This window comes from Pseudomonas sp. N-1-13 (genome assembly GCF_057787095.1).
This window is the reverse complement of sequence record NZ_JBYNRI010000001.1, coordinates 1,674,693-1,701,468: the sequence shown is the minus strand read 5'-3', so window position 1 is coordinate 1,701,468 and position 26,776 is coordinate 1,674,693. Positions and strand designations below refer to the sequence as shown.

General features: G+C 52.0%; 25 protein-coding genes and 1 pseudogene. 2 read left to right on the top strand and 24 right to left on the bottom strand.

Annotated elements, in window-relative coordinates:
* Window position 1: 1 nt before the first annotated feature.
* Window positions 2–1,696, bottom strand: coding sequence for a potassium-transporting ATPase subunit KdpA (gene kdpA, locus AC3I65_RS07810; protein ID WP_322834909.1), 1,695 nt, complete (start codon window positions 1,694–1,696; stop codon window positions 2–4).
* An 8-nt stretch (window positions 1,697–1,704) separates the two neighbouring features.
* Window positions 1,705–1,794, bottom strand: coding sequence for a K(+)-transporting ATPase subunit F (gene kdpF / locus AC3I65_RS07805; protein WP_047226333.1), 90 nt, complete (start codon window positions 1,792–1,794; stop codon window positions 1,705–1,707).
* 405 nt (window positions 1,795–2,199) lie between these two features.
* Between kdpF and eat the strand changes: the two genes are divergently transcribed.
* Together eat and AC3I65_RS07795 are read left to right on the top strand one after the other, a co-directional pair.
* Window positions 2,200–3,564, top strand: a complete 1,365-nt coding sequence (gene eat / locus AC3I65_RS07800) for an ethanolamine permease (protein ID WP_047226332.1) — start codon at window positions 2,200–2,202, stop codon at window positions 3,562–3,564.
* Window positions 3,565–3,683: 119 nt separating this feature from the next.
* The gene (locus AC3I65_RS07795) at window positions 3,684–3,851 is read left to right on the top strand and encodes a DUF2897 family protein (protein WP_014337248.1); all 168 of its coding nucleotides are present in this window, start codon (window positions 3,684–3,686) and stop codon (window positions 3,849–3,851) included.
* Window positions 3,852–3,944: 93 nt separating this feature from the next.
* Here the strand turns inward: AC3I65_RS07795 and AC3I65_RS07790 are convergent.
* From AC3I65_RS07790 to rfaH, 22 genes and pseudogenes are all read right to left on the bottom strand, one after another.
* A pseudogene (locus AC3I65_RS07790) lies at window positions 3,945–4,795 on the bottom strand (urea carboxylase-associated family protein).
* A 160-nt stretch (window positions 4,796–4,955) separates the two neighbouring features.
* A complete protein-coding gene (locus AC3I65_RS07785) occupies window positions 4,956–5,291 on the bottom strand; it encodes a ComEA family DNA-binding protein (RefSeq protein ID WP_076385744.1) in 336 nt (111 codons plus the stop codon).
* A 114-nt stretch (window positions 5,292–5,405) separates the two neighbouring features.
* Window positions 5,406–7,400 carry a polysaccharide biosynthesis protein gene (locus AC3I65_RS07780; protein WP_488524301.1) on the bottom strand — a complete coding sequence of 665 codons (1,995 nt, stop codon included), beginning with the start codon at window positions 7,398–7,400 and terminating at the stop codon, window positions 5,406–5,408.
* Between the two features lie 89 nt (window positions 7,401–7,489).
* Entirely contained in the window at window positions 7,490–8,539 is a 1,050-nt protein-coding gene (locus AC3I65_RS07775; RefSeq protein ID WP_305467851.1) for an MraY family glycosyltransferase, read from the bottom strand.
* Window positions 8,540–8,647: 108 nt separating this feature from the next.
* On the bottom strand, window positions 8,648–9,826 hold the full coding sequence (locus AC3I65_RS07770) for a DegT/DnrJ/EryC1/StrS family aminotransferase (RefSeq protein ID WP_305467849.1): 1,179 nt from the start codon (window positions 9,824–9,826) through the stop codon (window positions 8,648–8,650).
* Between the two features lie 110 nt (window positions 9,827–9,936).
* On the bottom strand, window positions 9,937–10,578 hold the full coding sequence (locus AC3I65_RS07765) for an acetyltransferase (protein ID WP_305467848.1): 642 nt from the start codon (window positions 10,576–10,578) through the stop codon (window positions 9,937–9,939).
* Between the two features lie 46 nt (window positions 10,579–10,624).
* Window positions 10,625–11,218 (bottom strand): sugar transferase, encoded by a 594-nt coding sequence (locus AC3I65_RS07760; RefSeq protein ID WP_488523606.1) that lies wholly within the window; start codon window positions 11,216–11,218, stop codon window positions 10,625–10,627.
* The gene (locus AC3I65_RS07755; RefSeq protein ID WP_488523605.1) at window positions 11,218–12,432 is read right to left on the bottom strand and encodes a glycosyltransferase family 4 protein; all 1,215 of its coding nucleotides are present in this window, start codon (window positions 12,430–12,432) and stop codon (window positions 11,218–11,220) included. Before AC3I65_RS07755 ends, AC3I65_RS07760 begins: the two co-directional genes overlap by 1 nt.
* A gap of 421 nt (window positions 12,433–12,853) precedes the next feature.
* A complete protein-coding gene (locus AC3I65_RS07750) occupies window positions 12,854–14,077 on the bottom strand; it encodes an oligosaccharide flippase family protein (RefSeq protein WP_305467842.1) in 1,224 nt (407 codons plus the stop codon).
* Complete coding sequence (locus tag AC3I65_RS07745) at window positions 14,061–14,558, bottom strand: acyltransferase (protein WP_305467840.1); 498 nt, start codon at window positions 14,556–14,558, stop codon at window positions 14,061–14,063. The genes AC3I65_RS07750 and AC3I65_RS07745 overlap by 17 nt, the downstream gene beginning before the upstream one ends.
* Window positions 14,551–15,540 carry an O-antigen ligase family protein gene (locus AC3I65_RS07740; protein WP_305467838.1) on the bottom strand — a complete coding sequence of 330 codons (990 nt, stop codon included), beginning with the start codon at window positions 15,538–15,540 and terminating at the stop codon, window positions 14,551–14,553. Before AC3I65_RS07740 ends, AC3I65_RS07745 begins: the two co-directional genes overlap by 8 nt.
* Before the next feature lie 229 nt (window positions 15,541–15,769).
* Window positions 15,770–16,339: a hypothetical protein gene (locus AC3I65_RS07735; protein ID WP_488523604.1), complete on the bottom strand. Its 570-nt coding sequence runs from the start codon at window positions 16,337–16,339 to the stop codon at window positions 15,770–15,772.
* Window positions 16,340–16,356: 17 nt separating this feature from the next.
* Complete coding sequence (locus AC3I65_RS07730; protein ID WP_488523603.1) at window positions 16,357–16,686, bottom strand: hypothetical protein; 330 nt, start codon at window positions 16,684–16,686, stop codon at window positions 16,357–16,359.
* Window positions 16,687–16,717: 31 nt separating this feature from the next.
* Window positions 16,718–17,779 (bottom strand): pseudaminic acid synthase, encoded by a 1,062-nt coding sequence (gene pseI, locus AC3I65_RS07725; protein WP_305467834.1) that lies wholly within the window; start codon window positions 17,777–17,779, stop codon window positions 16,718–16,720.
* Between the two features lie 11 nt (window positions 17,780–17,790).
* The gene (gene pseH, locus AC3I65_RS07720; protein WP_305467832.1) at window positions 17,791–18,273 is read right to left on the bottom strand and encodes a UDP-4-amino-4,6-dideoxy-N-acetyl-beta-L-altrosamine N-acetyltransferase; all 483 of its coding nucleotides are present in this window, start codon (window positions 18,271–18,273) and stop codon (window positions 17,791–17,793) included.
* A 40-nt stretch (window positions 18,274–18,313) separates the two neighbouring features.
* Entirely contained in the window at window positions 18,314–19,426 is a 1,113-nt protein-coding gene (gene pseG, locus AC3I65_RS07715; protein ID WP_488523602.1) for a UDP-2,4-diacetamido-2,4,6-trideoxy-beta-L-altropyranose hydrolase, read from the bottom strand.
* Entirely contained in the window at window positions 19,423–20,130 is a 708-nt protein-coding gene (gene pseF, locus AC3I65_RS07710; RefSeq protein ID WP_305467830.1) for a pseudaminic acid cytidylyltransferase, read from the bottom strand. Before pseF ends, pseG begins: the two co-directional genes overlap by 4 nt.
* Window positions 20,127–21,287 (bottom strand): UDP-4-amino-4,6-dideoxy-N-acetyl-beta-L-altrosamine transaminase, encoded by a 1,161-nt coding sequence (pseC, locus tag AC3I65_RS07705; RefSeq protein ID WP_305467828.1) that lies wholly within the window; start codon window positions 21,285–21,287, stop codon window positions 20,127–20,129. The genes pseF and pseC overlap by 4 nt, the downstream gene beginning before the upstream one ends.
* A gap of 3 nt (window positions 21,288–21,290) precedes the next feature.
* A complete protein-coding gene (gene pseB, locus AC3I65_RS07700) occupies window positions 21,291–22,289 on the bottom strand; it encodes a UDP-N-acetylglucosamine 4,6-dehydratase (inverting) (RefSeq protein ID WP_305467826.1) in 999 nt (332 codons plus the stop codon).
* Between the two features lie 83 nt (window positions 22,290–22,372).
* Window positions 22,373–23,644, bottom strand: a complete 1,272-nt coding sequence (wecC, locus tag AC3I65_RS07695) for a UDP-N-acetyl-D-mannosamine dehydrogenase (protein ID WP_305467824.1) — start codon at window positions 23,642–23,644, stop codon at window positions 22,373–22,375.
* Between the two features lie 96 nt (window positions 23,645–23,740).
* Window positions 23,741–24,862, bottom strand: coding sequence for a non-hydrolyzing UDP-N-acetylglucosamine 2-epimerase (wecB, locus tag AC3I65_RS07690; protein WP_305467823.1), 1,122 nt, complete (start codon window positions 24,860–24,862; stop codon window positions 23,741–23,743).
* Between the two features lie 573 nt (window positions 24,863–25,435).
* The gene (gene rfaH, locus AC3I65_RS07685; RefSeq protein WP_305467822.1) at window positions 25,436–25,918 is read right to left on the bottom strand and encodes a transcription/translation regulatory transformer protein RfaH; all 483 of its coding nucleotides are present in this window, start codon (window positions 25,916–25,918) and stop codon (window positions 25,436–25,438) included.
* Between the last annotated feature and the right edge of the window lie 858 nt (window positions 25,919–26,776).

The following is a 26,776-nucleotide window of genomic DNA, read 5'->3' as shown; positions in this document are numbered from 1 at the left end:
CTCAGAAACCCAGGCTCAGGTGTTCGGCAATCGGCCCCAGGGCCAGGGTCGGCAGGAAGGTCAGGCCGCCCACCAACAAAATGGTCACGGTGAGTAGGGTCACGAACAGCGGGCCGTGGGTCGGGAAGCTGTTCGGGCCGATCGGCGCGGTTTTCTTCAGCGCCAGGCTACCGGCCAAGGCCAGCACCGGCAGGATGTAGCCAAAACGACCGATCAACATGCCCAGGCCCAGCATCAGATTGTGAAAGGGTGTGTTGGCACCAAAGCCGGCGAAGGCCGAGCCGTTGTTCGCACCCGCCGAGGTGTAGGCATACAACAACTGGCTGAAACCATGGGCGCCAGGGTTGCTCACCGCTGCAGCAGGTCCGGGCAGGCTCGCAGCAATGGCCCCCAGCCCCAACACGCTCACCGGCATGACCAACAGGGTTATCACCAGCAGTTGCACTTCCCTGGCAGCGAGCTTTTTGCCCAGGTATTCCGGGGTACGGCCAATCATCAATCCAGCCAGGAACACCGCGATCAGCACGTTCAGCAGCATCCCGTAGAGCCCCGCGCCGACGCCGCCAAAAATGACTTCGCCGACCATCATGTTCACCAGCGAGACCATGCCGCTCAGAGGATTGAGGCTGTCATGCATGCCATTGACCGAGCCATTGGATGCCGCCGTGGTGGTGACGGACCACAGCACCGTGGCCGTGGTGCCAAAGCGCGCCTCCTTGCCCTCCAGTGGCGCGGTCTGCTCCACCGAAGCGTTATACAGCGCCGGATTGGGTTGGGATTCGGCCCACAACGAGGTGGCGCCGCCGATCAGAAACAGTACGAGCATGCAGGCGATGATCGCCCGACTCTGGCGCAGGTCCTTGACGTAATGGCCGAAGGTGAACACCAGCGCGGCGGGAATCAGGATGATCGAGGCGACTTCGAACAGGTTGCTCCAGGCCGTCGGGTTCTCGAAGGGGTGTGCCGAATTGACGCCGAAGAAACCACCACCGTTGGTGCCCAGTTGCTTGATCGCGATCTGGCTGGCGGCCGGGCCCAATGGAATCACTTGATCCGCGCCTTGCATCGTCAACCCATGCACATAGTGCGCGAAGGTTTGCGGCACGCCCTGCCACACCAGGAACAGGGCCAGCAACAGGCACAGCGGTAACAGCCCGTAGAGGGTGGCGCGGGTCATGTCGACCCAGAAGTTACCCAGCGTTGCAGCGGATTTGCGCCCAATTCCGCGACACAGCGCCACCAGCACGGCCAGGCCGGTAGCAGCGCTGACAAAGTTCTGCACAGCCAGGCCAAGCATCTGGCTCAGGTAGCTCAACGACGCTTCACCACTGTAGGACTGCCAATTGGTATTGGTGGTGAAACTCACCGCCGTATTGAATGCCTGGGTCCATTCCATACCCGGCACTTTTTCGGGGTTGAGTGGCAAATGTCCCTGTAACAACAGAATCGCGAACAACAGCGAAAAGCCGGCCAGGTTGAAAGCGAGCAAGGCCAGGGTGTATTTCTGCCAGCTCTGCTCAACGGTGTGATCGACGCCGGCCAAGCGATAGCAACCACGCTCCACCGGGCCAAGAACAGGTGAAAGCCAAGTGCGCTGGCCTTCCATCACCCGGTAGTAGAAACGCCCCAGAAACGGTGCAGGGATCAGCACCAGCGCAAAGAAGGCGAGGATCAGCCCGTAGTCATAACCGTGCATAGCCACTCCTAGTTCCGATCCGCGCGCAGCAGCGCAATCAGTAGATAAATGAACAGCGCCGCTGCCAGCAGCAGCGACACCCCGTCCAGAAGGCTCATGGGATTTCTCCGTCGTACGGCGTCATGCCGTGTGTGGAGTGATTGTCGGCAGGGAGGGCGTAAAGGAACGAGATCGAGAGAGGGGGCGAGGGATAAAGAATGTGTAAAAAAGGGGTTGGTGATTGGCTGGGTGGGCCTCATCGCGAGCAGGCTCGCTCCCACATTTGATCTGTTGTGAATAGAGAATTTGCCTCCACTGAAGATCCCCTGTGGGAGCGAGCCTGCTCGCGATGAGGCCCGCCCTGGCGCTGACGCTCCGAACTGGAGCACAAAATCGAGCCATCAGGCAGCGAACATCCCCGATACGACACAATTTCACCCATTACGACCACAACTGCCACACTGGCACGCCCACTGCACTGCCCCACCCCAGCGCTTTTGCTATGGATCGAGGGGGAGCCACCGATGAACACACAACTCAAACCCACCCTGGGCACCCTGCATTTATGGGGCATTGCCGTCGGGCTGGTGATCTCCGGCGAGTACTTCGGCTGGAGCTACGGCTGGGGCGTTGCCGGAACGCTGGGCTTTCTGGTGACATCATTCATGGTCGCGGCCATGTACACCTGCTTCATTTTCAGCTTCACCGAGCTGACCACCGCCATCCCCCACGCTGGCGGACCGTTCGCCTACAGCCGCCGGGCCTTCGGAGAGAAAGGTGGGTTAATCGCCGGCCTGGCGACGCTGATCGAATTCGTCTTCGCCCCACCGGCCATCGCTCTGGCCATCGGTGCCTACCTGAACGTGCAATTCCCGGCCCTGGACCCGAAACACGCAGCGGTCGGTGCCTATATCGTGTTCATGGGCCTGAACATCCTCGGGGTGAAACTGGCGGCGACCTTCGAACTGATCGTCTGCGTGCTGGCGGTGGCCGAACTGCTGGTGTTCATGGGCGTAGTCGCCCCGGCGTTCAGCTTCAGCAGCTTCGCCTTGAACGGCTGGGCCGGTTCCGATGTGTTCGGCGCGCCGGCCATCGCCGGGATGTTCGCCGCAATCCCCTTCGCCATCTGGTTTTTCCTGGCCATCGAGGGCGCGGCCATGGCCGCCGAAGAAGCCAAGGACCCGAAACGCACAATTCCCAAGGCCTACATCAGCGGCATCCTGACCCTGGTGTTCCTGGCCATGGGCGTGATGTTCTTCGCCGGTGGCGTAGGCGACTGGCGCACCCTGTCCAACATCAACGACCCGCTGCCCCAAGCCATGAAAACCGTAGTCGGCGAAAGCTCCGGCTGGTTGCACATGCTGGTGTGGATCGGCCTGTTCGGCCTGGTGGCAAGCTTCCACGGCATCATCCTCGGCTACTCGCGCCAGTTCTTCGCCCTCGCCCGCGCCGGCTACCTGCCCGCCTCCCTCGCCAAACTCTCACGTTTCCAGACCCCGCACCGGGCCATCATCGCCGGCGGCCTGATCGGCATCGCGGCGATCTACAGCGACGGCCTGATCAACCTCGGCGGCATGACCCTGACCGCCGCCATGATCACCATGGCGGTGTTCGGCGCGATCGTCATGTACATCATGAGCATGCTCAGCCTGTTCAAACTGCGTAAAACCGAACCCAACCTGGAACGCACCTTCCGCGCGCCGGGCTATCCGATCATCCCGGGTATCGCCCTGGTACTGGCAGTGGTGTGCCTGGTAGCGATGGCCTGGTTCAATGCCCTGATCGGGCTGATCTTCCTCGGTTTCATGGCGGTAGGCTTCCTGTACTTTGTGCTGACCGCACAACTGCGCGCCGATGCCCCGGCCGATGCGATGCTCACCGGGCTTTGAGGTGAACCCGGCACAACGGGCGTAATATGGAACCACTGCGAACAACCTTCGCTCATAAGTGGTAGGTGCGGTGGACAGGCGAAACGTTCGTCGTCCATCGCCCCCTCAAGGAGAACCCTATGCCCTGGTACGCCTGGTTAATTCTGATTGTTGCAATCGGCTCGATCGTGGGTGGCTTGATGATGCTGCGCGACACCGCCCACAAGGTCGAACTGACGGATGAACAACGCAAGCGTGTTGCCGAGCGCAATGCCGAGATGGATGCGAAGGAGGCCAAGGATCGTTGATTGCGGCCCTGCCCAACACTTTGGCGGTGAGTTTGTGGCGAGGGGATTTATCCCCTCGCCACAACGGCCTGCACATAGACGGCCAACGCCGCGCTACTTCTCCCAATCAGCCTTGGCAATCTGCAAGCCATGCAGCCCCTTGTACGCCGCCCTCTCAGACTGGCTCCAGCCCGACAGCAATGAATCCTCCAATCGATAGATCTCCACCCCCAACGGACGACAGACACTGAGGGGATCCTGCGCATCCGGCCCCCACATCGCGAGCGACAGATCGCCGCCGGGGCAAGTGGCAAGGCACACAGCAAATCGATCTCGGCAAAAAACTCCAAATAATCGCCCTTCTTCGCCGGACAGGCCTTCATGAAGTACATGTCGTCATGATTGAGCCCAGTACACTGGAAAATATTCAGCACATCGTGCACATCGAACTCGGTCAGCCCATGGGGTAATACCGCACGGGTCAGGTTCGAGTGGCAGTGATGGTGAAAATCCTCGCCGGTCAGCATCCTGTTCACGTACGGATCACAGCGCGTCCCCAGCAGGTCGTGCAATCGTCCACCATGCTCGTCGATGCCATAATCGGCCAGACTGTCATCGGTAATGGTCACCAATGGACGCAAGAATGGCAGGTTCGACCACAACCGATCATGAGTGCTGACATGAGCGCCCTGCAGCTGACGCGTGCGCGCAGCCCACAGGCGTTCCCGTGGATCGTGGGCATTCCACACGTTGAAGTCCCCCACCTGCGGGCCCACCGGAGTCGTAACGCGGAACACATGCCCGGCGGGTACGTGCCAAGCGCGGCCGGTACGGATGGGGACCTCGAACTGTTCGATCAGGGTGCGCTTGTCCTGCTGGGTTCGGATGCGGTCGTAGAAGGGTTTGTCCACTTGCAGGGCCGAGCCTTTGCTGACTTGGTAGGCGGCTGGGTAGTTTTTATGCATGGGGTGGGTCCTTGATCTGAGGTGGTTGGCGGGGACGAAGCTCCAAAAGGCGGATGGTCGAACCTAGACCAAGACGCATCCGATCATCGTTTTAAGTGGCATTGAGCCAAAATGCAAAAAGGCCAGTCATATTTCGACCGGCCTCTTTCACCATCACACCTCAGTTCACTTCCAGCTTGTCACGATTCCTGTCGAGAATCGCCTTGCCAATCCCCTTGACCTCCAGCAACTCCTCTACTGAAGAGAAGGCTCCATTACTCTCGCGATACGCAACAATCGCATCAGCCTTGGCCTTGCCTATCCCCGCCAGCTCGCGTTGCAGCGTAGCGGTGTCCGCCACGTTCAGATCCACCTTGACGCCTTGCGGTTTAGCCGACAGTTCCAGTGCCTGCGGCGCCGCCGTCGTCTCGGGCTTGACCGCGGGCGCAGCGATAACAGCTATAGAGGCGCTGGTCAGAAGGGCAAAAACCAGAGAGTAGAAATAGCCTGTACGCATAAGTGACGCTCCATGACATCGTTAAGAGAGAAGCAGCTTTTCCGAAGCTGCTTCTCAAACTTAGGCGATGATGGGGGGCTGTCAAAAGTGTGTACGTTACAGCGTGTGTAACAATCAGGGTTCCAGTCGGCGTTGCTGGTAGATCCAGTCGACAATCTCACCGTCTGGGGCGTAGCCACTAACGGTATCGCGCAGCAACTGACGGACTCTCGCGTAATCATCGTGTTCGATTGCAGCCAGCAGCTCCGTCAGCCGGGCCTTGAGCACATCCCAAGGCAGGTGATCTTCGAGCGCACTCATAATCATCGGATGCGGGGTCGCGACAACGTTATCGCCAATCAGCAACTCCTCGTAAAGCTTCTCGCCAGGACGCAGACCTGTGAACTCGACTGAAATGTCGCCATGAGGGTTCTTTTCCGAACGAACACTCAAGCCAGACAGGTGAATCATCTTCTCCGCCAGCTCGACAATCTTCACCGGCTCGCCCATGTCCAGTACAAACACATCCCCACCCAAGCCCATGGAGCCAGCCTGAATCACCAACTGTGCGGCCTCGGGAATGGTCATGAAATAACGCGTGATCTTGGGATGTGTAACGGTTAATGGGCCGCCGGACTTGATCTGCTTATGGAACAGCGGAATCACCGACCCTGACGAGCCCAGCACATTGCCGAACCGGACCATGGTGAAGCGAGTTTTATTAACACGCGAGACATTGGCCTTATCGCCGAACAGCACTGGCGCCAGTTCACGGCTCAGGGCTTGCAAGGTCAGTTCTGCGAGGCGCTTGGTGCTGCCCATCACGTTGGTGGGGCGCACGGCTTTGTCGGTGGAAATCAATACAAAATTCGAGACGCCCGCTTGCAACGCAGCTTGCGCGGTGTTCAACGTCCCGATCACGTTGTTCAAGACACCTTCGGCAATATTGTGCTCAACCATGGGCACATGCTTATAAGCGGCGGCGTGATAGACCGTGTCGACATTCCAGGTTTTCATCACGTCCAGCAACTTGTGCTGATCGCGCACCGAACCCAGGATAGGCAGCAAGCGGACAGACAACGATTCCCGAGCGATTCGCGGCTCAAGTTCAGACAGAATACTGTAGAGATTGAACTCACTATGCTCGAATAGCAGCAGCGTAGTGGGCTTGAGGGCTACGATTTGCCGACAAAGCTCAGAACCGATTGAACCTCCCGCCCCCGTCACCAAAACCGACTGTCCGGCGATGCAATGCTCAAGCAAGTCAGCTTGTGCAGGCACAGGATCGCGCCCAAGAAGATCCGCAATATCCACTTCCTGGATGTCGTCGACCTTGACCCGGCCACTCGCTAGATCCATGAAACCGGGAACACTGCGCACATGCAGCGGAAAACCTTCCAGCAACGTCAATATTTCACGCCGACGACCTCGTGACGAAGACGGGATCGCCAGCAAAATCTCTTGCGCACCGGTCGCATCGATCATCTTTTGAATATGCTTGGGTTGGTAGACCTGCAGGCCGGCGATCACCCGGTCTGCGATACTGCGATCATCATCGATGAACGCTACAGGACGCATCACCCGCCCCATGCGCAATGCAGCGACAAGTTGATTACCGGCGGCACCAGCACCGTAAATAGCGACTTTGGGTAAGCCGTCGTCACGGTTGGTGAAGGGTACATGCTGGGCTGCGGTGAACCAGTCACCGAGGAAATATTGCCGCATCATCAGGCGCATCCCGCCAATCATGATCAGGCTGAGCCACCAATAGTTGAAGATGATGGAGCGTGGCACCACATTTTTATGGTTGCTGTACCAATATACCAAGAGAGCCAAAAGCAAGGCAGATAGACTGACTGCCTTGCAGATAGTGATCAGCGCGTCATTGCCGAAATAACGCATGACAGCGCGGTACATGCCAAAGCGGATGAAAATCGGGATAGCGACCAGCGGAGCAGATGCGAAAAGCCAAAGATGCGTTTCGATCGGGCTCGCCAAGGCGTCGATACCGAGTCGAACGACGAATGCCAGCCATAGGGCCGCCCAAACCAAAAGCACGTCTGTGGCTACCTGGATTGCGCGTTTGTGGCGTCTCGGTAAGCCTAACAAAGCCGATCTTATTTTATCCATAACCCCTTCACGCACCTTGGCCTGCTCCTTAAACAAAATCCGCTTCCATTGTACGTTTCCTCCACGTCAAACACTCGACAAAAGCACCACTAAAGGGGACCTGCCTCATCTCCAAAATGAGATGAGCGCGTCTCAGGCCCTCCAGCGTGAAATCTGAGGGCCATTATTACCAGAGGAACATACGCCAGAATCAGACCCAACGCACCATCAAGATCCCAGAACACCACACATGCAGCGATAGGCAACAGCCATAGCAGGTTAATCGCGACCACTGCCAATGTCACTGGTAAGTGACGTCTGTATTGACGTGAAGCAAATTGGTAAGCGTGGCTACGATGGGCCTCATATACCTTCTCACCGCGTAACGCACGTCGTATCAACGTAACAGTGGCATCGACAATAAAAACGCCAAGTAAAATCAGCCAAACCCAAAAAAATTCGGATGAAACCCAAGCTGCTTGTAACGAGATCAAACCCAGAGTGATCCCTAAAAAACCACTTCCGCCATCGCCCATAAAAATTCGCGCTGGAGGAAAATTCCAGTAAAGAAACCCCGATACAGCCATAACAAGTACTAGAGGCACAACGATCAAGCTGTCAAAGCCAGCAGCCCAATAAAGAACACAAGCGCAGAGACAACTACAAATAGCTTCGACACTTGCAATGCCATCGATACCGTCCATGAAGTTATAAAGATTTAGCATCCAGACCAGATAAAAGACAGTGAGGATATGTCCTCCCCAGCCAAAATCCATCACAAAACCAAATACCTCCAAAGGTGGCAGCCCGCCCAACCAAAAAAGAGCCCATATGGAACCCGCAAAATGTCCAAATAGCCTCCAGCGGACGGAAAGGTGTCGATGATCATCGAAAAAACCGATTAATGCAATTCCGCCTCCTGCGCCGAACATAGCCCATGCGAACGGCCAAGCTAGTAAACTGTCCAACACCAGTATAATCATAGCGAACAAAAAACTAAGTACGATCGCAATGCCGCCACCACGTGGAATCACGCTGGTATGCGAACTGCGTGCATTAGGTATATCTAAAATTCTTTGACGAATGGCATAGCAACGCAACAACCAAGTAAGTACTACAGACAAGCCTATTGTCAATATCAGAACAAATAAGAGCTCCATAACCAGCACACCTTGGCAAACCGTTCAAATTCGTCTTAGGCAGCCCTTAAAACACTCCAAAAATAGCAACCTATAATGTCATCATCTATTCATCAAGCAATACAGTCCCTAGCCGTGAGATGCCTGTTTCATAACATCGCTCAAAACATCACATGTCTTGGTTATTTCATCATCTGTTAAGGTCGGATGCACAAGGAACATCAAGCTTGTTTCGCCTAACTCCTTAGCTGTTGGCAAAAAGCTGGACGGACGCCAATTTGTTCCATCAAACGCCTTCTCTAAATAAACCTCGGAGCATGATCCTGAAAAAACAGGAACACCTTGAGCGGAGATCTCTTGTAAAATGCGATCACGGTCCCAGCCAGCCGCAAGCTGATCCAGCCTCAAGAATACGTAACATTTATATGCAGCATGGATACTCTCGGAGGAAATCATTGGAACGCGCAAACTATCTATTTTCTGAGCGCAGGCCCAAATGCGATTGGCATTACTCAGGCGTCTTTCGTGCCATTCAGCCATACGTCGTAACTGTATGCGTCCAATGACCCCCTGAACCTCAAGCATCCTCCAGTTGGTACCGAAGCTATCATGCAGCCAACGAAAACCAGTTGCATGTTTACGCTCGTAAACTGCCTCCCAGCTTTTTCCATGATCTTTGTAAGACCACATTCTTGACCATAAAGCGTGGTCGTTTGTCGTCACCATGCCACCCTCTCCACCAGTGGTCATGATTTTGTCCTGACAAAAGGACCACGCTCCGATATGCCCAATAGACCCAACCGGGCGTCCTTTGTAACGGGCACCATGCGCCTGGGCGCAATCTTCGATTACCTTCAAACCGTGCTTAGCCGCAAGCCCCATAATCGGATCCATATCACAGGGCCACCCAGCCAAATGGACACAAATCAGAGCCCGTGTCCGAGGGGTCAGCACCGCCTCAATAGAGTCGGCAGTAATGTTTTGCGAATTACGGTCAACATCAGCAAACACTGGTATCGCGCCAGCATTGACAATGCAAGAAACAGAAGCGAGAAAAGTACGAGAAGTTACAATGACCTCATCGCCAGCACCGATATCTAACGCTAATAATGCCAAATCCAAAGCGACGGTACCATTGGTAACAGCAACGGCATAACGGGTGTCAGTCCAGGCGGCAAACTCCTTCTCAAATTCTCGACATTCAGTACCGGTCCAATAATTTACCTTATTGGAAAGAATGACATCACGGACTGCATCACCTTCTTCTTCGGTGAAAGATGGCCAGGGAGCAAAAGGAGAGTTAAGCATTCTAAATCCATTCTATTAGCATTCTAAGAAAACCGCCAGTTACTTCGCGGCCACATGTCTTAAATAACAAACCCTAGCAACAATGAGAAACCAACAAAAACAGACAGCCTTTATCCAATATTTTTTATATATCTTGCAGGATTACCGAAAAAAAGCTCGGACTCCGGAATATTTTTCGTCAAAACACTTCCCATCCCTAACATCGAACCAGCACCAAGATCAAGCCCCTGACGAATACATGAGCCAGTGCCTATTTCTGCTAACGAATCAATATGCACGTTGCCCGAAATAGCAACCTTAGGCGCCAATGTAACAAAATCTCTAATAACGACCTCATGCGCAACAGAACAACTTGGATTAATTACTACATGAGCACCTATATTAATTTCAACAGTACAGGTCGTCCCAGCGCAAATCAAACTACCTTCCCCCACAGAAACCTGAGTGAAATCGACAACAGCACTAGGATCAACCAACGTAGCGAAATTTGGCACGCCATACTGAAGCATCTTATCTCGAATTCTCATACGAATTCTAGGGTTTCCAATCGCGATTATGAACTCACACTCGCTATAGGCCTTCCAATCACTTACAGTTCCCAGTACGGTGGCATTACAAAACTCCGCGCCGAGCAGATTGGGATTATCGTCGAGAAAACCGCGTACGTGAACTCCTAAACGCGCGGCCAGCCAATGTACCTCTTTGCCTAGACCACCAAATCCTATGACAATCAAACTTTTGGCTGGTACCACTTCGACCTCCTACAGCACAATGAAACACATTACCGGCATACAAAAATCATTTCGTGCCAGTAAATTTAGACATAGAGGCTTCGCCCGCCTCATTTATATCATCACGAAGAGCAACTTTTTTGATTGTAAGAAACACAATCCTCACATCTAGCCAAAACGATTGATTATCAACATACCAAGTATCCAGCTCAAACTTTTTCTCCCAACTTAAAGAATTCCTCCCATTAACTTGAGCCCACCCCGTGACACCAGGACGAACCAAATGACGCCTATATTGTTCAGGAGTATAAAGAGATAAGTACTCCATTAATAATGGTCTGGGGCCTACCAAACTCATATCACCCTTTAAAACATTCCACAATTCCGGTAACTCGTCCAAACTACTAGAGCGCAGGAAACTGCCAAATGGTGTCATGCGTTCGGCGTCTGGCAATTGATTGCCTACAGCATCCACAGCATCGCGCATGGTACGGAACTTGATCATCTCGAATGGTTCACCATTCACGCCGGGACGCACCTGACGGAACAACACAGGAGTACCAAGCTTGCGGCGAACCAGCCATGCAACGACAGCAATGACTGGGGCTAACAGTAAAAGACCGAAAAAAGAGGCGACGATATCGGTAAGACGCTTGATCATCACTTTACCCCCTCCAACCAATCGACAAAGCGACTCGCCAGAAGCTCGCGGTCAAATTCTCGCTCAGCCAACTCACGGCTCCGTTTGCCCATTTCCTTTGCTTCCGCCCTATCATTCGCAGCCTGCTCCAGCGCATCGGCAAAAGCGTGTCGATTTTCTGGTTCAACTGAATAGCCGCACAGGTTGTCGCGGATCATCTCGGCTAACCAGCCGGGGTAATTGTTCAGTACCGGCAAACCAGCCGCAATATAGTCGAAGAACTTGTTCGGTGAGGTACCAACGTAGAAAGCAGGCACATTTGCCAATACCTGTAACCCAACATCCGTACTTGCCATCAGACCAGCAAGCCGAGACTTGTTAACTGGCTCGTGGAATACAACACAATCTAACGCCTCATGCTGCGCCCGTGCCTGCAGAGCTGGTTTGAGCTTTCCCTGGCCGATCAAAAGCAACTTGATATTGTCACGTCCACGCTGTTTCAGTTCCGCTGCTGCATCGAGCACCGCATCCAGACCATTGGCCACGCCATGGGTACCCGCAAAGACAGCCAGCAGATCGTCCGGTTTTATCTGCTCGGGGCGCCAGGGTTCGACGTCGCCAGCAAAAATATCGAGATCGCAGCCATTGGGGATCAGAGCAATCCGCTCGGGCGGGACCCCACGTTTAGCGATGCCCGCAACTATCCCGGGGGACAAGCCAATCAACCTATGCGCCGACCGATAGCTCATCCATTCCAGTATCGACATGGCACCCAACACTAGAGGATTGCGGATCACCCCCATAGCCTTGGGCAATTCCGGCCACAGATCACGCACCTCGAATACAAACGGTTTAGCCCTTAACCAACGAGCGAAAATTCCGGGAATACCCGCCGTCAATGGTGTAGTAGTTGCAAATACTAGATCGTAGCGCTCAGTCAGCGCCAAACCGACACTGCGCAGAGCAAACTTGGCGAAGGTCACAACTCTCTTTGCTAAGCCATCACTATTTGCATACGCCAGATCGAACTCAATAATGTTGATACCTTCGACTGTTCCGCGTCGTTTACCACCAATAAAAGGCAGACTCAGACCTGTCTCCCCGCCACTATAACTCCCGCACACCATCGTCACTTCATGACCACGCGCAAGTAAACGGCGAGCCATTTCATAAGAGCGGGTGCCGACCGCACCTTTCGGGGTTGAAAAGTGTTGATGAAAGTACAGAATTCTCATAGGATCCAGCGATACTCCGTAATTAACGATCCCGGCTGATGGACTTCAACTTCCAATACCGGTACTTGTTCTTTGTCCAGATAATAACGCGACTCCCCCTCCTCTGCCAGCGATAGGTATTGAAGCCGCCAATGGCGGCGTGTGCTGACCATTGCAAGAGTTGGAGCCCTCCACTCGGCTCACCGGATTCGAGCCACCAGCGAAATATAGCCTTCTTGACGAATCCCCGACATTATCGATCACCCTAAACGCTCTTCCACCAGGCGGACACTGCGCTGATGACAGGCTTACGCCCACATTGGTAGTCAACGATAAAGATTGTCATACCACCCAAGAAAATAGCTTTATCCGTTAGTCTCATCAAAAATCGATACGACTGCTGAGTCCATATCCAAAGCATTACTATTTATTTGATACAGGTTCATACCCGAAGAACTCTTTCTCGTACAACCCAGAACGAAAGAATGGAAAAGATAAAAAATGAAATCCAGGTTGCTATAGCAGCCCCTACACCACCCCAAAAAGGAATCAAAGCAAAATTCGCAACAATCCCGCTAACCGCACCAGCAAAAGATAATTTCGCGACAACACCTGTAAGATCATAGGCACTCAGCACGGGTACAAATATCTGATACCCCACACGAGCCATAAATGCAGACAGCACAATAATCGCCGTTACCCAAAAAAGGTAATCAAAAGAAAAAAATGAATTCTTATAGACAAAAACAAAGCCAGCCCCAGACAGCAAAAGTAAAGACAGTAAGTTAGCAACTCCAAAAACAAGCAAGGTCTTAGGATACAGATCAGTCTTAAAATCACCGATTCTTCTGACGACTAGCGGCGCCCACAATAAGGAAAAACTATCAATGAGCATTCCCGCAGCCGACCCAATAAGATAGGCTTTACCATACTTACCAAGCTCCTCCACAGTTACAAAGGCACTCAAAATATATCGATCACCAACATTATTGAGCAAGGCCATCAACTGAACCATCACCAACGGAAATAAATACAGCACAACCTCCTTCTCACCCAAGGATGACTGCGACTTATTAAACAACTTTGAACGAAGATGAAAGACCGAAACAGAAACGACCAACAGCAAAGAGGAACAAAGGACAACCAAATATACCGCTACAGCTGAAAATTCGAACTCCATCAACAGAAAGGCAGTCAACGAAAGAAAAACCAGAAGGGGCCTTCCCAGCTCAGCGAAAGCATAACCAGAAAAGTTATTTGAACACCTATATATTGCATTAAAACTAGCAATATGTGCTGCCAAAAAGCCAGAAACGGGAAGCAACGCAAACCAAACGAAATATTTGTGATCTATAAACACAAAGTACAACAGCAACCCAGATAAAACAGAAATAACAAAAAGCAGTAAATAGATCCGTTTTAATGCCTTATAAATGGCAGAAATTCCTTCGCTATAAAAATACCTGACATACGCCGCAGAAGAGTTAAACCCCATCAAAGCAACTGAAGTAACGAACAGAGCTTGAGCAAGTGAGAAATAGCCGAACTCGGTGTTACTCACAGAGAAGGCAACCATATAACTTACCAAAAGGGTAAGTCCTTTTGACATTAACAAGACCGATGAGTAACTAAACACTAAGCCAAAATTTTTATAGATAGCAGGCATCTTGTTTCATCTTAAAATAATGGTCCTGATCACGAAATCGAATAACTTCGGCTGGATTACCGCCCGCAATGGCTAAATCAGGTATTGACTTTGAAACCACCGAGCCGGCTTGAATAATTGCTCCCTCCCCAATTCGCACGCCTGGCAGAACCATTACCCCCATACCAAGCCACACATTATCACCGATAACGACATCTTTCACTATAACCGTTTTGTCATAGGGGATAGACTCGCCGTTATAGTTATGACTCTGAGTCAGTATCTTCAACCCCACACCCGAGTGAAAGTTATTCCCAATATAAACCTTACCACCCCCATATGTTCTAGCCCCATTAAAATTGGCGTTAGTTCCCAAAATCAACTTCGCTCCGAATTTACAGAAGCCGTTTATCTTAGGGCGTCCTGCTGGCGCATTAAAGTTACGCCCCGATGCCAGATAATAAAAACCAGAAAGAGTCTTCTTAATCACGCGCTTAAACATTAATCACCTTTGATCCCCGGGCAACTTCATCAACATTAATTTTTGGGGACTTCGATCTTAATAGATAGAACATCAACCCAAAAAAGACTACATCATTAAACACCAGCCCCCAAAGCAACCCATATTGAAACACCGAATAGATCAATATGGGTAACGCTGCCAGCATTCGCCCTCGTAACACCAGAAGATAATAGCCCGAAAAAAACACAAGCGAGATGAAGATACCGTTCGACACCAAAAACTCAAGATACGAACTATGAGCATGATATAGACCATCATTAATCTCTAGCCAAACTTTTTGCGCAGCGTTACCGAAAAATGGACTTTGATCCAGAACATTAAAAAACTCATAAAAAATAAAATCCCGGCCAGACAAATCCAGCTCACCCCTGCCACGCGTAAGATTATCAACTATAGTGGATAGGTAGAACGCGCCCACCGCACAACCCACCACACATCCGGAAAGCACAACCCTCCAATTAGTCACGTAATAGAAAATAAGGCTAATCGCCGCAGCAACAATGGCAGTCCTATTGAACGACGTAATAAACCCGACAGAAAGTACCACCGAACAAACTAGAAAAACCCGCCGAGACAACTCAGACTTTATTGCCATCAGAATAACAAAGCCAACCAAGACCTTGAACGCATAAACACTGGAGTTCATACTCAAACCGAAAACCCGATTATAGTAGAGCAACTCAGTGTCACCTATTTGAGTCAGCCCTTTCGACTCAACCGAAAAAAACGAATGAACCCCAACAATATATTCAGCAAAACCTACAGCTATTTCAAAAAAAACCAGCAGAAGCACCACTATCAAATCGTGCCTGCGAAATGCCATGCCCACGAATAAAGAAATCAGTATTAGCACTACATAGGGGAAAGCACCTAATATTGACTTTTCAAAATTACCAATCAAAGGCTCCATAAAAACAAATACAGCAACTGACAGAAACGCTGACAACAGCAACAGCATCATTCCGATCTTATGCCCCACCTTCAAATAACTCAAACTCCTCCCATAGCGAGTCAAAAACAATCTATAGAGGACAATCGGGAGGAGCAATAGATTAACGACTGGAGAAAAAAACACAATCGTCGAAAGAAAAGTGAGCAAGCCAAGCATTTAGAGGCCTATAGATAATTTTACTGTTAACGCAAGAAGCCTACGCCACCATACAACACGACATAAATTTTATTGCAAATAACTATGAAACATAATCTATCACGATAGATTTATGTTTTTCAAAAGACTCCATTATCAGATCATGATGCACAAACATTTGCGTCTTCAATGTACTCGGAATCATGGCAACGGCCCTTGAGTCAGGAAACAGGCTCGCCAGCGTGAAAAGTGCCGTAGAGTTAACTGAATATATTTTCTGCGGACGCCACTTATTCCGTAACATGAAGTACTCCACAGCCACATTCGCATGTAATAACTGGAGACCTTTTACTTCCTTCACAGCCTCCAGACACTCTAAACTTTCAGTGCGATGCGGGATATAATGCACAATTGACCCAGGCGCCCCCCTTACTGCAGCCTCTAGAACTCTAATATAGGCAGCCATATCCATAGCACCGATATCAACCAACTTCTGCCCTATAAAGAAAACAGAATAATCTTCATTTTCCTTGCAATCATATTCACCGGCAATTGAATCAAACCGGTTCACCTCACAATTAACATAATTCTTTCTATTCAAATCAAATATGCTAAATACTGAATATTTCCCTCCTCGCTCACTTATTATTCTATCAGCCAATAAAGTCGCCACACCATCGTCCAAAAGGACTATTTCTTTTTTTGAACAATAGAAGAAAGCACCTTTTGGAAGCCAGAAAAAAAACTACCTAGAACAACCTTATCATAACGATGAAAACCGCTAAACCAGAAGCTTAAGACCGATAAAATATAATCCGCCTTATTGCCAGGCCTAACCAAGAATTCCTTCTTTACTTGAAGTTTTAAATCCCTGACCATAGCGTTCATCTGCTGGTCATTACTGCCGACACCGCTATTCCTTATATATAAAGAAATATTAGCTGGATTTTTACGCAAATACTCATAAGCGCATAAGAGTTGAAATGGCGTTTCTACTAGAATCAACACCTTATCGTTCATTTATTTAAACTCAGAAATTATAAAATATCGCTTATGCATCTCTTAGCCCTTCCAGAACAACAGGACTGTTAGCAGAAACATCAGACATTACTTTCTTACCAAGCACATAGCCTAAATACTTCGGAGCAGCACCATATCCTGGCCGCACACTTCGCACTGCATCTTCAGTAATCACATCGCCAGCCTTCAAATTTTTCACAAAATAAAGAGATCGGCGGAATTTTGCGTTACTTTGCTCGCTGGACTTGCGACCATAATCCACTCTTCCTAGCGCAGCCCACGCGGTCTTACTGTCACGACAAAGCGCAGTGAGTTCAGCGGGCTCTAGAGAAAAACTATCATCAGCCCCTCCACCGTTGCGGTCTAGGGTGAAGTGCTTTTCAATCACACAGGCGCCCAGAGCAACACTTGTAATAGCGGTAGTATTATCAAGCGTGTGATCAGACAATCCCGTAACCAAGCCGAAGCGCTGGATCATGTCGGGAATAGTCCGTAAGTTGTAGTCTGCTGCTGGGGCAGGATAACCACTCACACAATGCAATATAGCCAACTCCTTGCATCCTCCGTCGCGCGCAGCCACTATCGCTTCCTGAATCTCTTCCGCATCGGCCATACCGGTAGAGATGATCATCGGTTTACCAGTGCTGGCGACATATTTGATCAGAGCCAGATCAATGGCCTCGAAGGAGGCGATCTTGTAGGCTGGAGCTCCGAGGCTTTCCAGCAGGTCAACAGCGGTGTTGTCGAATGGCGAACTGAAGATGGTGATACCTAATTTACGCGCATGCTCGAACAGCGGGGCATGCCAGTCCCAAGGCATATGGGCTTCCTGGTAAAGCTGATAGAGACTTTTACCGTCCCACAATCCACCGTGGATCTGAAACTCTTCCGAATCGCAATTCAAGGTAATGGTATCGGCAGTGTAGGTCTGGAGCTTGATGGCGTCGGCGCCCGCCTTTTTTGCTTCTTCGATTATCTTCAGTGCCGTTTCCAGCTTGCCATTATGGTTAGCGGAAAGTTCGGCAATTATGTAAGGCGGCGCATCGAGAGCGATGCGCCGACCGGCAATGCTGATACTTGGGATAGTTGCCATACGGTTATCTCTCAGAGGTTCGATTGCCATTCAGAGGCAAGTAGGCCAAAGCACACAACATCGTGATAGCTCTGGCCGTCAAAGTGTTGCTCACGCAGAACTCCTTCCTGCTGGAAGCCAAGTCTCTGATGAAACTTGATGGACCGCGTATTGAAGCACAGCGCCTGGCCACAGAGCTTGTGCAAGGCTAGATGAGTGAAAGCATGTTGCAATACTGCATACCCCAGTAGACGGCCTGTTCCTTTCGGCGCGTCAGGAGCAACATAGAAACCCCAGTCAGCCACACCACCGGGAGCAATTTGATGAAGGTTTATGAAGCCAAGAGGCACCGCATTACTTTCAAATATCAGCAGGTGGCGGCTGGAGTCTTGGGATGTCCGCTCGAACCAGCGTGAATGCTCGATGAGGCTAATCTGGTGCTGAGTGTACATGTAGCGGCGCACTTCTTCGTGGTTACGCCAAGCAAGTACCCGCTCGAGATCCTTGTTTGTCATCGGGCGTACTCGTTGCGGAGCCGATGCTGTTACGGTCACTTCAAGACTCCAGATGCTGGATTACAGTAGACATCCCATTGCCGTCTGCAACGCGCTGCGCAGCTTGGCTCATGGAAGCCCGAAGGGCTGACGATGAAACCAGTGAAGCCAGTGCCTGAGGGAGGTGCGCCGTGATCAACCGTGGTTCCTGCACGACATGGACCGCGCCCGCTTGTTCCAGACCTTGTGCGACCTGTTGTTGATTGGCGGCAAGAACCACCAGCACCGTCGGAAGTCCTAGACAACAGCGCTCCCAAGACGTCGAGCCGGCGGCGCCAATCGCCAAGTCGCTATCGGCCATCAACTGTGCCATATCGTCGACGTTTACGCGAACGTCGACAGCCCATGGCATTTGCTCAGCCAGCTGACGAACCTCAGCTAGCCAAGGCGCGGTTGCCCCCATCACCACAGTGATGCAGCAATTGGCGGGCAGTTCGCTGGACAGGAGGGCATGCAGTACCTGCCCGGTCGCATTGTCCTTGTCGACACCGCCCATGGTGATTAGCAGGTGCCTTAGCTGCATATTTACCCGCCGAGCCAGACTGTAGGCTCGCAGTGCGGAAAACTCGGGACGTAGCAGGGCGTATCGCGAGCCGCAGAGGAGCGTGCATGTAGCTGGCACCCACGGAGCATAGTCTGCTGGATTACGACCGAAGGTCTGGTCCAATAGCAGGTGGCCTTGATGGGGCCGATCGGCTAGGTCATCAATCACCATCAACTTGTGGTAGTACCGCTTGAGTGCAACTTCCCAGCGAGCATCGAGGGCGTAGTGATCGACGACTAGCCAATCGGTGTTCAGCTCGCCAAGGATGACAGCACACTCGGCGACATCCTGCTCCTGAGTGGTGCCGAGCCAATCAGTGTGGGGCAATTCCTGCCCACCACCAGCTTCACTGGTCACGAGCAAGCTTGCTTTTTGCGGTTCACTGAAAGGTAAGCCATGGACTAAATAGCCCTTGCTACGAATGAACTCAATCAGATTGCCGGGGTGCTCGCGACAGATAAACCGGCACTCTGTACCCCGGGTACTGAGAGCATCGGCCAGGGACAGACAGCGCATGACATGGCCGGTACCGATCTGTTGCGAGGCGTCGGCGCGGAAGACAACCTTCATAGCTGATTTGTACCCTGTTGCGCCTGCATAGCTTTGAACAGCCACTCAGCTCGCATCCAGTCCTCCGGCGTATCGATATCTTGCACACGATGGCGCGGCAAGAGGACGGGTGCCGAGCCGGGATTGAAAATCATTTTGCCTTGCAGCCAAGCGCTGGCGCGACCCCAATAAAACTGGCCTGCATCATGGAAGGCTTCCTCCAGATCCTGCGAGCGGGTATTGAAATATTCGGGATTGAACATCTCGACTCTACCCTGCTCGGTGAGGCGAAGGGCCCGCTGGATCGGGAAGGCGTAGGTGGTCACCGAAAAGGCATAGTCGCTACCTGTCTCTTCGAGGATCTGCAACCCTCTTTGAATGTCATCAACTCGGACAAAAGGGGCCGTCGCATACAAGCAGCAGACTTGTTCAACCGCCTGCCCTCGGGCGTTGAACCACTCGATGACATGCCGAATCACCGGGAGAGTGCCGGTGTAATCGTCGGACAGCTCGGATGGACGCGTGAATGGTACGCTGGCGCCATACTGGCGAGCGACGTCGGCGATCTCCGCATCGTCGGTGGAGACGATGACCTGATCGAAGCAGCCACTTTGCAGCGCCGCCTCAATGGACCAAACGATCATCGGTTTGCCACAAAACGGTTTGATGTTCTTGCGCGGGATGCGTTTGCTGCCCCCTCGTGCAGGGATGACTGCCAGTCTCATTCGTTGAGCACCTCACGCAGAGCGGCAATAACCGTGTCCTGCTGTTCTTCGCTCATAGTCTGGAACATCGGCAGGCTAATAGCTTCGCTGTAATAGCTTTCTGCCGAGGGATAGTTGCCGACCTCGAATCCCATACGTTGGTAGTAAGGTTGGGTATGCACAGGGATGTAGTGCAGGTTGACCCCAATACCCAGCTCCCGCAGGGAATCGAATACTTGGCGATGACTCTTTTGGAGCTTGCCCAATTGCAGGCGGATGACATACAGGTGCAGCCCCGAGTAGCTGTCCGGATGCTGCCAGGGCGTGATGACCGGTAACTCAGCCAGCAACTCGTCGTAACGGCGAGCTAACTGGTGACGACTCGCCACGTACTGATCCAAACGTGTCATCTGACTGACACCCAAAGCAGCCTGCAACTCGGTCATGCGGTAATTGAAGCCGAGGTCGACCTGCTGGTAGTACCAGGGGCCGTCGGCCTCGTGGGTCATCAGTGCCGGATCGCGGGTGATGCCGTGACTACGCAACAAGGCCATCTTGCTGGCCAGTTCGGCATCATTGGTCAGCGCCATGCCGCCTTCGGCGGTGGTGATTATCTTCACCGGGTGGAAGCTGAACACGGTGATATCGCTGTAGCGGCAGTTGCCAATGAATTCGCCTTGGTATCTGCCGCCGATAGCATGGGAGGCATCCTCTATCACTTTGAATCCATAGCGCCGGGCCAGCGTATGAATGGCTTGCATATCGCAGGGTTGCCCGCACAGATGCACGGGCACCACGACCTTGGGCAGCTTGCCTTCATGCTTGGCACGCTCCAACTTACGCTCAAGGGCTTGCGGGCAGAGGTTATAGGTTTGCGGATCGATATCGACGAAGTCTATCTCCGCTCCGCAGTACAAACCACAGTTGGCCGAGGCGACGAAAGTGATCGGGGTGGTCCACAAGCGGTCGCCGGGACCAAGCCCAAGCGCCAAGCAGGCGATATGCAGCGCCGAGGTGGCGCTGTTCACAGCCAACGCATGACTAACGCCGACATGCTGCGCCACACTCTGCTCGAAACGCGGCACCATGGGGCCCTGAGTCAGGAAGTCAGATTTCAATACTTCCAGAACCGCATCGATATCGGTCTGGGTGATGTCCTGGCGACCGTAAGGGATCATGGATCAGATGCTCCCTATCTTTTCGCGGTTCGTATCAATCCAGACCTGCAACTCCTCGTCGCTCATCCACTCGGCATTATTGTCGCTGGAATAGACAAAGCCATCAGGGACTTTTGTGCCATCCTTGATACGCTTGGCGCATGTCGACCAGTTATTGATGACCGGCAGGATTTTGTAATGCTCGGGGTAGTCATAGGTGTAGTACGAGTCCTCTGCGCTGATCATCTGCTCATGCAGCTTTTCACCGGGACGAATGCCGATGATTTCCTGCCGGGCTTCGGGCGCGACCACACGTGCCAAATCCGTGACCTTCATGGACGGAATCTTTTTCACATATATCTCGCCGCCCTCCATATCTTCGAAAGCGTGCCAAACCAGTTCAACACCTTCTTCGAGGGAAATCATAAAGCGGGTCATGCGGTCGTCGGTAATAGGCAGCACTCCCTTGTCCTTGATTGACATGAAGAACGGAATCACCGAACCACGCGAGCCCATTACATTACCGTAGCGGACGACGGCAAAACGGGTGTCATGCCCACCGGCATAGGAGTTGCCAGAGACGAACAGCTTGTCCGAAGCCAGCTTGGTCGCACCGTACAAATTGATCGGGCTGCTGGCCTTGTCCGTGGACAGTGCGACCACGCGCTTGACGCCTTTGTCGATACAGGCATCGATCAAGTTCATGGCGCCATTGATGTTGGTCTTGACGCACTCGAACGGGTTGTACTCGGCGGTCGGCACGATTTTGGTGGCGGCAGCATGCACGACGTAGTCGACACCATCCAGGGCACGGTAGAGACGGTCCTTGTCACGTACATCGCCAATGAAAAAACGCACGCGGGGGTCACCCTCGAATTTCTTCGCCATGTCCCACTGCTTCATCTCATCACGGGAGAAAATGATGATTTTCTTCGGATTATACTTAGCCAGGGTCATTGGTACGAAAGTGTTGCCGAAGGAGCCAGTTCCGCCAGTGACGAGAATTGTTTGGTTAGTGAACATTTGATCAATCCCGCTTAAGTTAAACTTTTAAATAAGTTCTATTGGGTAGATTTACATCTCGACACCCATGAACAATTTACCAATCAAGAGATCCAGACACCCCTGGTGTCAATGATCTTATGGTCCCGAAGCGCAGCCACAGGAATACTTCTAAACACCTTGTGATCGACCAACAACACCAATACATCAGATTCGGCAAGTGCTTGATCAATACTTTTCAGGACTAATTTTTTACCCGCCAGCTTAATCGGCAGCGCTTCAATGTTTGGTTCAACCGCCAATACACAACCGGGGTGGGCTGCGGCAATCTTCTGGGAAATTGCCAAAGCGGGGCTTTCACGCAGATCATCGATATCAGGCTTAAAAGCCAGGCCAAAACAGGCAATAGTCACATCCAAAGCAGTCCTCTCTGGATTCTGCTGTAAGAATTCAGCTACGGCCAATTTCACTTTATCCTCAACCCAGTACGGCTTGCTGTCGTTAACCTCGCGGGCAGCGCGGATGAGCCTTGCTTCTTCTGGAGTGCTACTAACGATAAACCAAGGATCCACAGCAATGCAGTGTCCACCTACCCCGGGACCAGGCTGCAAGATGCTCACCCGCGGATGACGGTTAGCTAGGCGGATTAGCTCCCAGACGTTGATGTCCAGCTTGTCGCAAATAATCGATAACTCATTGGCGAAGGCGATATTCACGTCGCGAAAGCTATTTTCGGTGAGCTTGCACATTTCTGCTGTGCGTGCGTTGGTAATGACGCACTCACCTTCTACGAAAGTTTTATAAAGCTTGACCGCTGCCTCGGAGCATTTGGCTGTCATGCCGCCAATCACTCGATCATTCTGCACAAGCTCTCTCAAGACATGGCCTGGCAAGACCCGTTCCGGGCAGTGCGCTACGCGAATGTCTGAGTCTTCCCCATGAGTCTGCGGAAAACTCAGATCGGGGCGGGACGCAGCCAGCCAGGCTGCCATCTGTTCAGTCGCGCCCACCGGGGAGGTAGACTCTAGAATCACCAAGTCACCCTTCTTCAGAACTGGCGCAATAGACTTACTCGCTGATTCTATATATGAGAGATCCGGTTCGTGATCGCCCTTAAACGGAGTTGGTACCGCAATTAAAAACGCATCCGCTGGCTCTGCCTGTGTCGTAGCACGCAGATAACCTTCAGTGACCGCAGCATGCACAACCATATCTAGATCGGGTTCGACGATATGAATCTCCCCCCGGTTGATGGTATCCACCGCCTGCTGATTGACATCAACACCAATCACTTTCTTCTTGCGGGATGCAAATACTGCAGCGGTAGGTAGACCGATATAGCCGAGACCTATGACTGAAATGGTTTGGAAAAGCATCGTGCGTCCTTGAATATTCTTAAATAAATATGTTTGCATTAGAGTCAGACTATTGCGAGCGAACTCGCTCTACAACCGCTAATGTGTGATGCAAGCTCAGAATGTTTGGCACAAGGCGTCAATGATTCGACCACAAGCATGGCCATCACCATAGGGGTTATGGGCATAACTCATGGCGCGGTATGCGTCTTGATCAGTTAGCAACCGATTCAGCTCGCCAACTATGTTGCTGGTATACGTACCCACCAGTTTAACGGTACCTGCATCTACGGCTTCGGGACGCTCAGTGGTATCGCGCATGACCAACACTGGTTTACCCAACGACGGGGCTTCCTCTTGGATGCCACCCGAGTCGGTCAGGATGATGTGCGCGCGGCTCATCAAGGAGACGAAGGGCAGATAGTCCAACGGCTCGATCAAATGGACATTACTGATACCATTGAGCAGACGATTGACCGGCTCACGCACATTGGGATTAAGGTGAACCGGGTAAACGATATCAACATCAGGTTGTTGCTGGGCAACTTCCATCAGTGCCTGGCAAATACGCTCGAAGCCATCACCGAAACTTTCACGGCGATGCCCGGTAACCAGGATCAGTTTGCGAGCAGGATCCAGGAATGCCGAAGGCGCAGATGCTATGGCGTTCAGCTCTTCATCATGGTCGAGGCGCTTAACAACATCCAGTAGTGCATCGATCACAGTATTGCCCGTGACGATGATTTTCGCGGGGGCAACGCCCTCTCGCAGCAAGTTGGCCTGGGAGGTTTCAGTGGGAGCGAAATGAAGATTCGCCAAAGCGCCAGTCAGTTTGCGGTTGGCTTCTTCGGGCCAGGGGGAATAAATATTACCTGTCCGCAAGCCCGCTTCTACGTGTGCGACCGGGATTTGCTGGTAATAAGCCGCCAGAGTGGTAGCAAAAGTTGTAGCCGTATCGCCATGAACCAATACGACGTCTGGCTTGAACTCAGCGAAAACCGTTTTCATACCCTGAAGAATCGAAGTCGTTACATCTGTCAGATCTTGTCCGGGCTTCATGATATTCAGGTCAAAATCTGGCTCGATGGCAAACAAACCCAAAACTTGATCAAGCATTTCTCGGTGCTGGCCAGTCACGCATACTTTGGACTCGAAGCGCTCGTCAGCAGCCAAAGCCAAAGCCAAGGGTGCCATTTTGATTGCTTCGGGGCGGGTACCAAATACACATAGAGTTTTCATCTAGTAAATTTCCTTGGCCTGAATATACGACGGGCCTTTTTAAGCTCAAAAACCACAGCCTTAACTCGGAAGTTATCAAGCTTTTTTAAGCGACGATTTGTTCGATTTTTCCCAGCTGCTCTGTTACGAGAGCAACGTCAACACCAAGGCTATTAACGACGCAGTTGAATTCATCACTAAGGATGTTCCGTCATACGCTCCACCCCCCATTTGCGACAACGACTTGCCCCGGCTGCTTATTCGTTCGGCTACCAGCGCCTTAGGACAAGAGCTCTAGACACGCAAAGAATCGCGCCCGGACGGCCCTACGGACAGATGTAAATAACGCATTGCCTGTAGGCTCCCACGAAACAATGACGGCCAGCTCCCGCCCAAAACTAAACCTGCAAAAATAAAAATATCGCCCTAGGGACCGAAAACAGCCCTAACCTTCCTGAGCGTGTTGAGGTTTGATCTGCACCAGACACGCTACCGCCCCAGGATTTACCGTTGGTTCCCTGAGAACGTCGCAGGCTTTAAATTTTACTGGCACAGCCAGGGTGTAGCTTTGACCTCGGCCGAGCCGAGGCTGATTCAATTCTTGATTATGCTCACCAACGGCATGCTGATCTTTTGCTGGCGGTTGAGCATATTAAGCAGCAGTATTACGCGCTGCTCGCCATCCATTGCTACGAAGATGGCGTCCAGCTCTGCAAAGCCGCCCTGGGTAATGCGTACGCTATCCCCTGCCGCGAGTGCCGGTTTAGTAGCTGTTGCCGTGCGTTGCCGCAAATGCGTAATCAGGCGGTCATCAAGCCGTAGCGGAATGCCGCCGAAGCCCACTATACGGTTGACCCCGCGAGTCGAGCGCAGGGGAGCCCAGTTTGCATCGGCAGCCAGCTGAATGAATAGATATCCAGGGAACAGCGATTCGGCGACGATTAGCCGACGGCTTCGCACTATCCGCTCGCAGCTGTGTTGCGGCCGATAGCAAGTGTAACCCTGGCGTAGCAGGTTCTCTTCCGCACGCTCATCCTGGCGAGGCTTGCAGTGCACGAGGTACCAGGCCGGGGCCATATCTGCAATGCTTATGGGATTCTCAGAGCTTACATTCATAGGGTGACAAGCAAATCGGCGCGATATTTGCGCACCGACAGTTTACTCCTGTGTGCAGCTGGCTCGAATAGGCCGGTTGCGGGATTCGTTTTAGCCTAGCCAACGGTTTGGAGTGGATAGGGAGGACTTTTGTTGTTGAAACCACATCCATCTGCGTTACCAGGTGCCGGTTAAGTGGCGACCCGTTTGAAGTCATTTTAACCCCTTTGAGGGGAACGTCTCTCCCGCGGGAGCCAACTGCCGGCGCTCCGCTGTGGTCGCAAAGCTGGTGATAGCCCCAAAGCAGCCAAGACAAACCCTCTCCAGATTCGTACAGTCTAACATCGTTGGTGCCACTGGGAATTAGTAGCTCCGGTTGAGTTGCGCCGTAGCCCACGGTACCAGACATGCGGGCCGTTCGATCCAGGCTTGTCCGCATTGCCGGCCTTATCCCCACGAGAGACAGCGCTTTTTCGCTCCCCCGCAAGACGTAAGGTTTCTGCTGTTGATGAGGCCCTAAAAAACGGGACTCCTGAATCGCAAAACTAGAGAGAGCCCTTACCTCTTAGTAATACCTATATCTTCTAAAATAGAATCGATTTTTAAAGGCTGCCGCTCATCCAGCCAAAGATTGAGCATTGTCCAAAAACACAACCTATTATAGTGTATATAATAATTAGGGTTTGAGGCGGCACCATTGATAAAGTCAGTCAGCCATTTCGCCGTCTGGGACATAGCCGTAGACGCTCTCACGAAGCAAATGACGAACCAGCGCATAGGCATCACGCTCAACGGCGGCTAGCAACTCCGTCAATCTTTCCTCATGCAAATCCCCGCCAA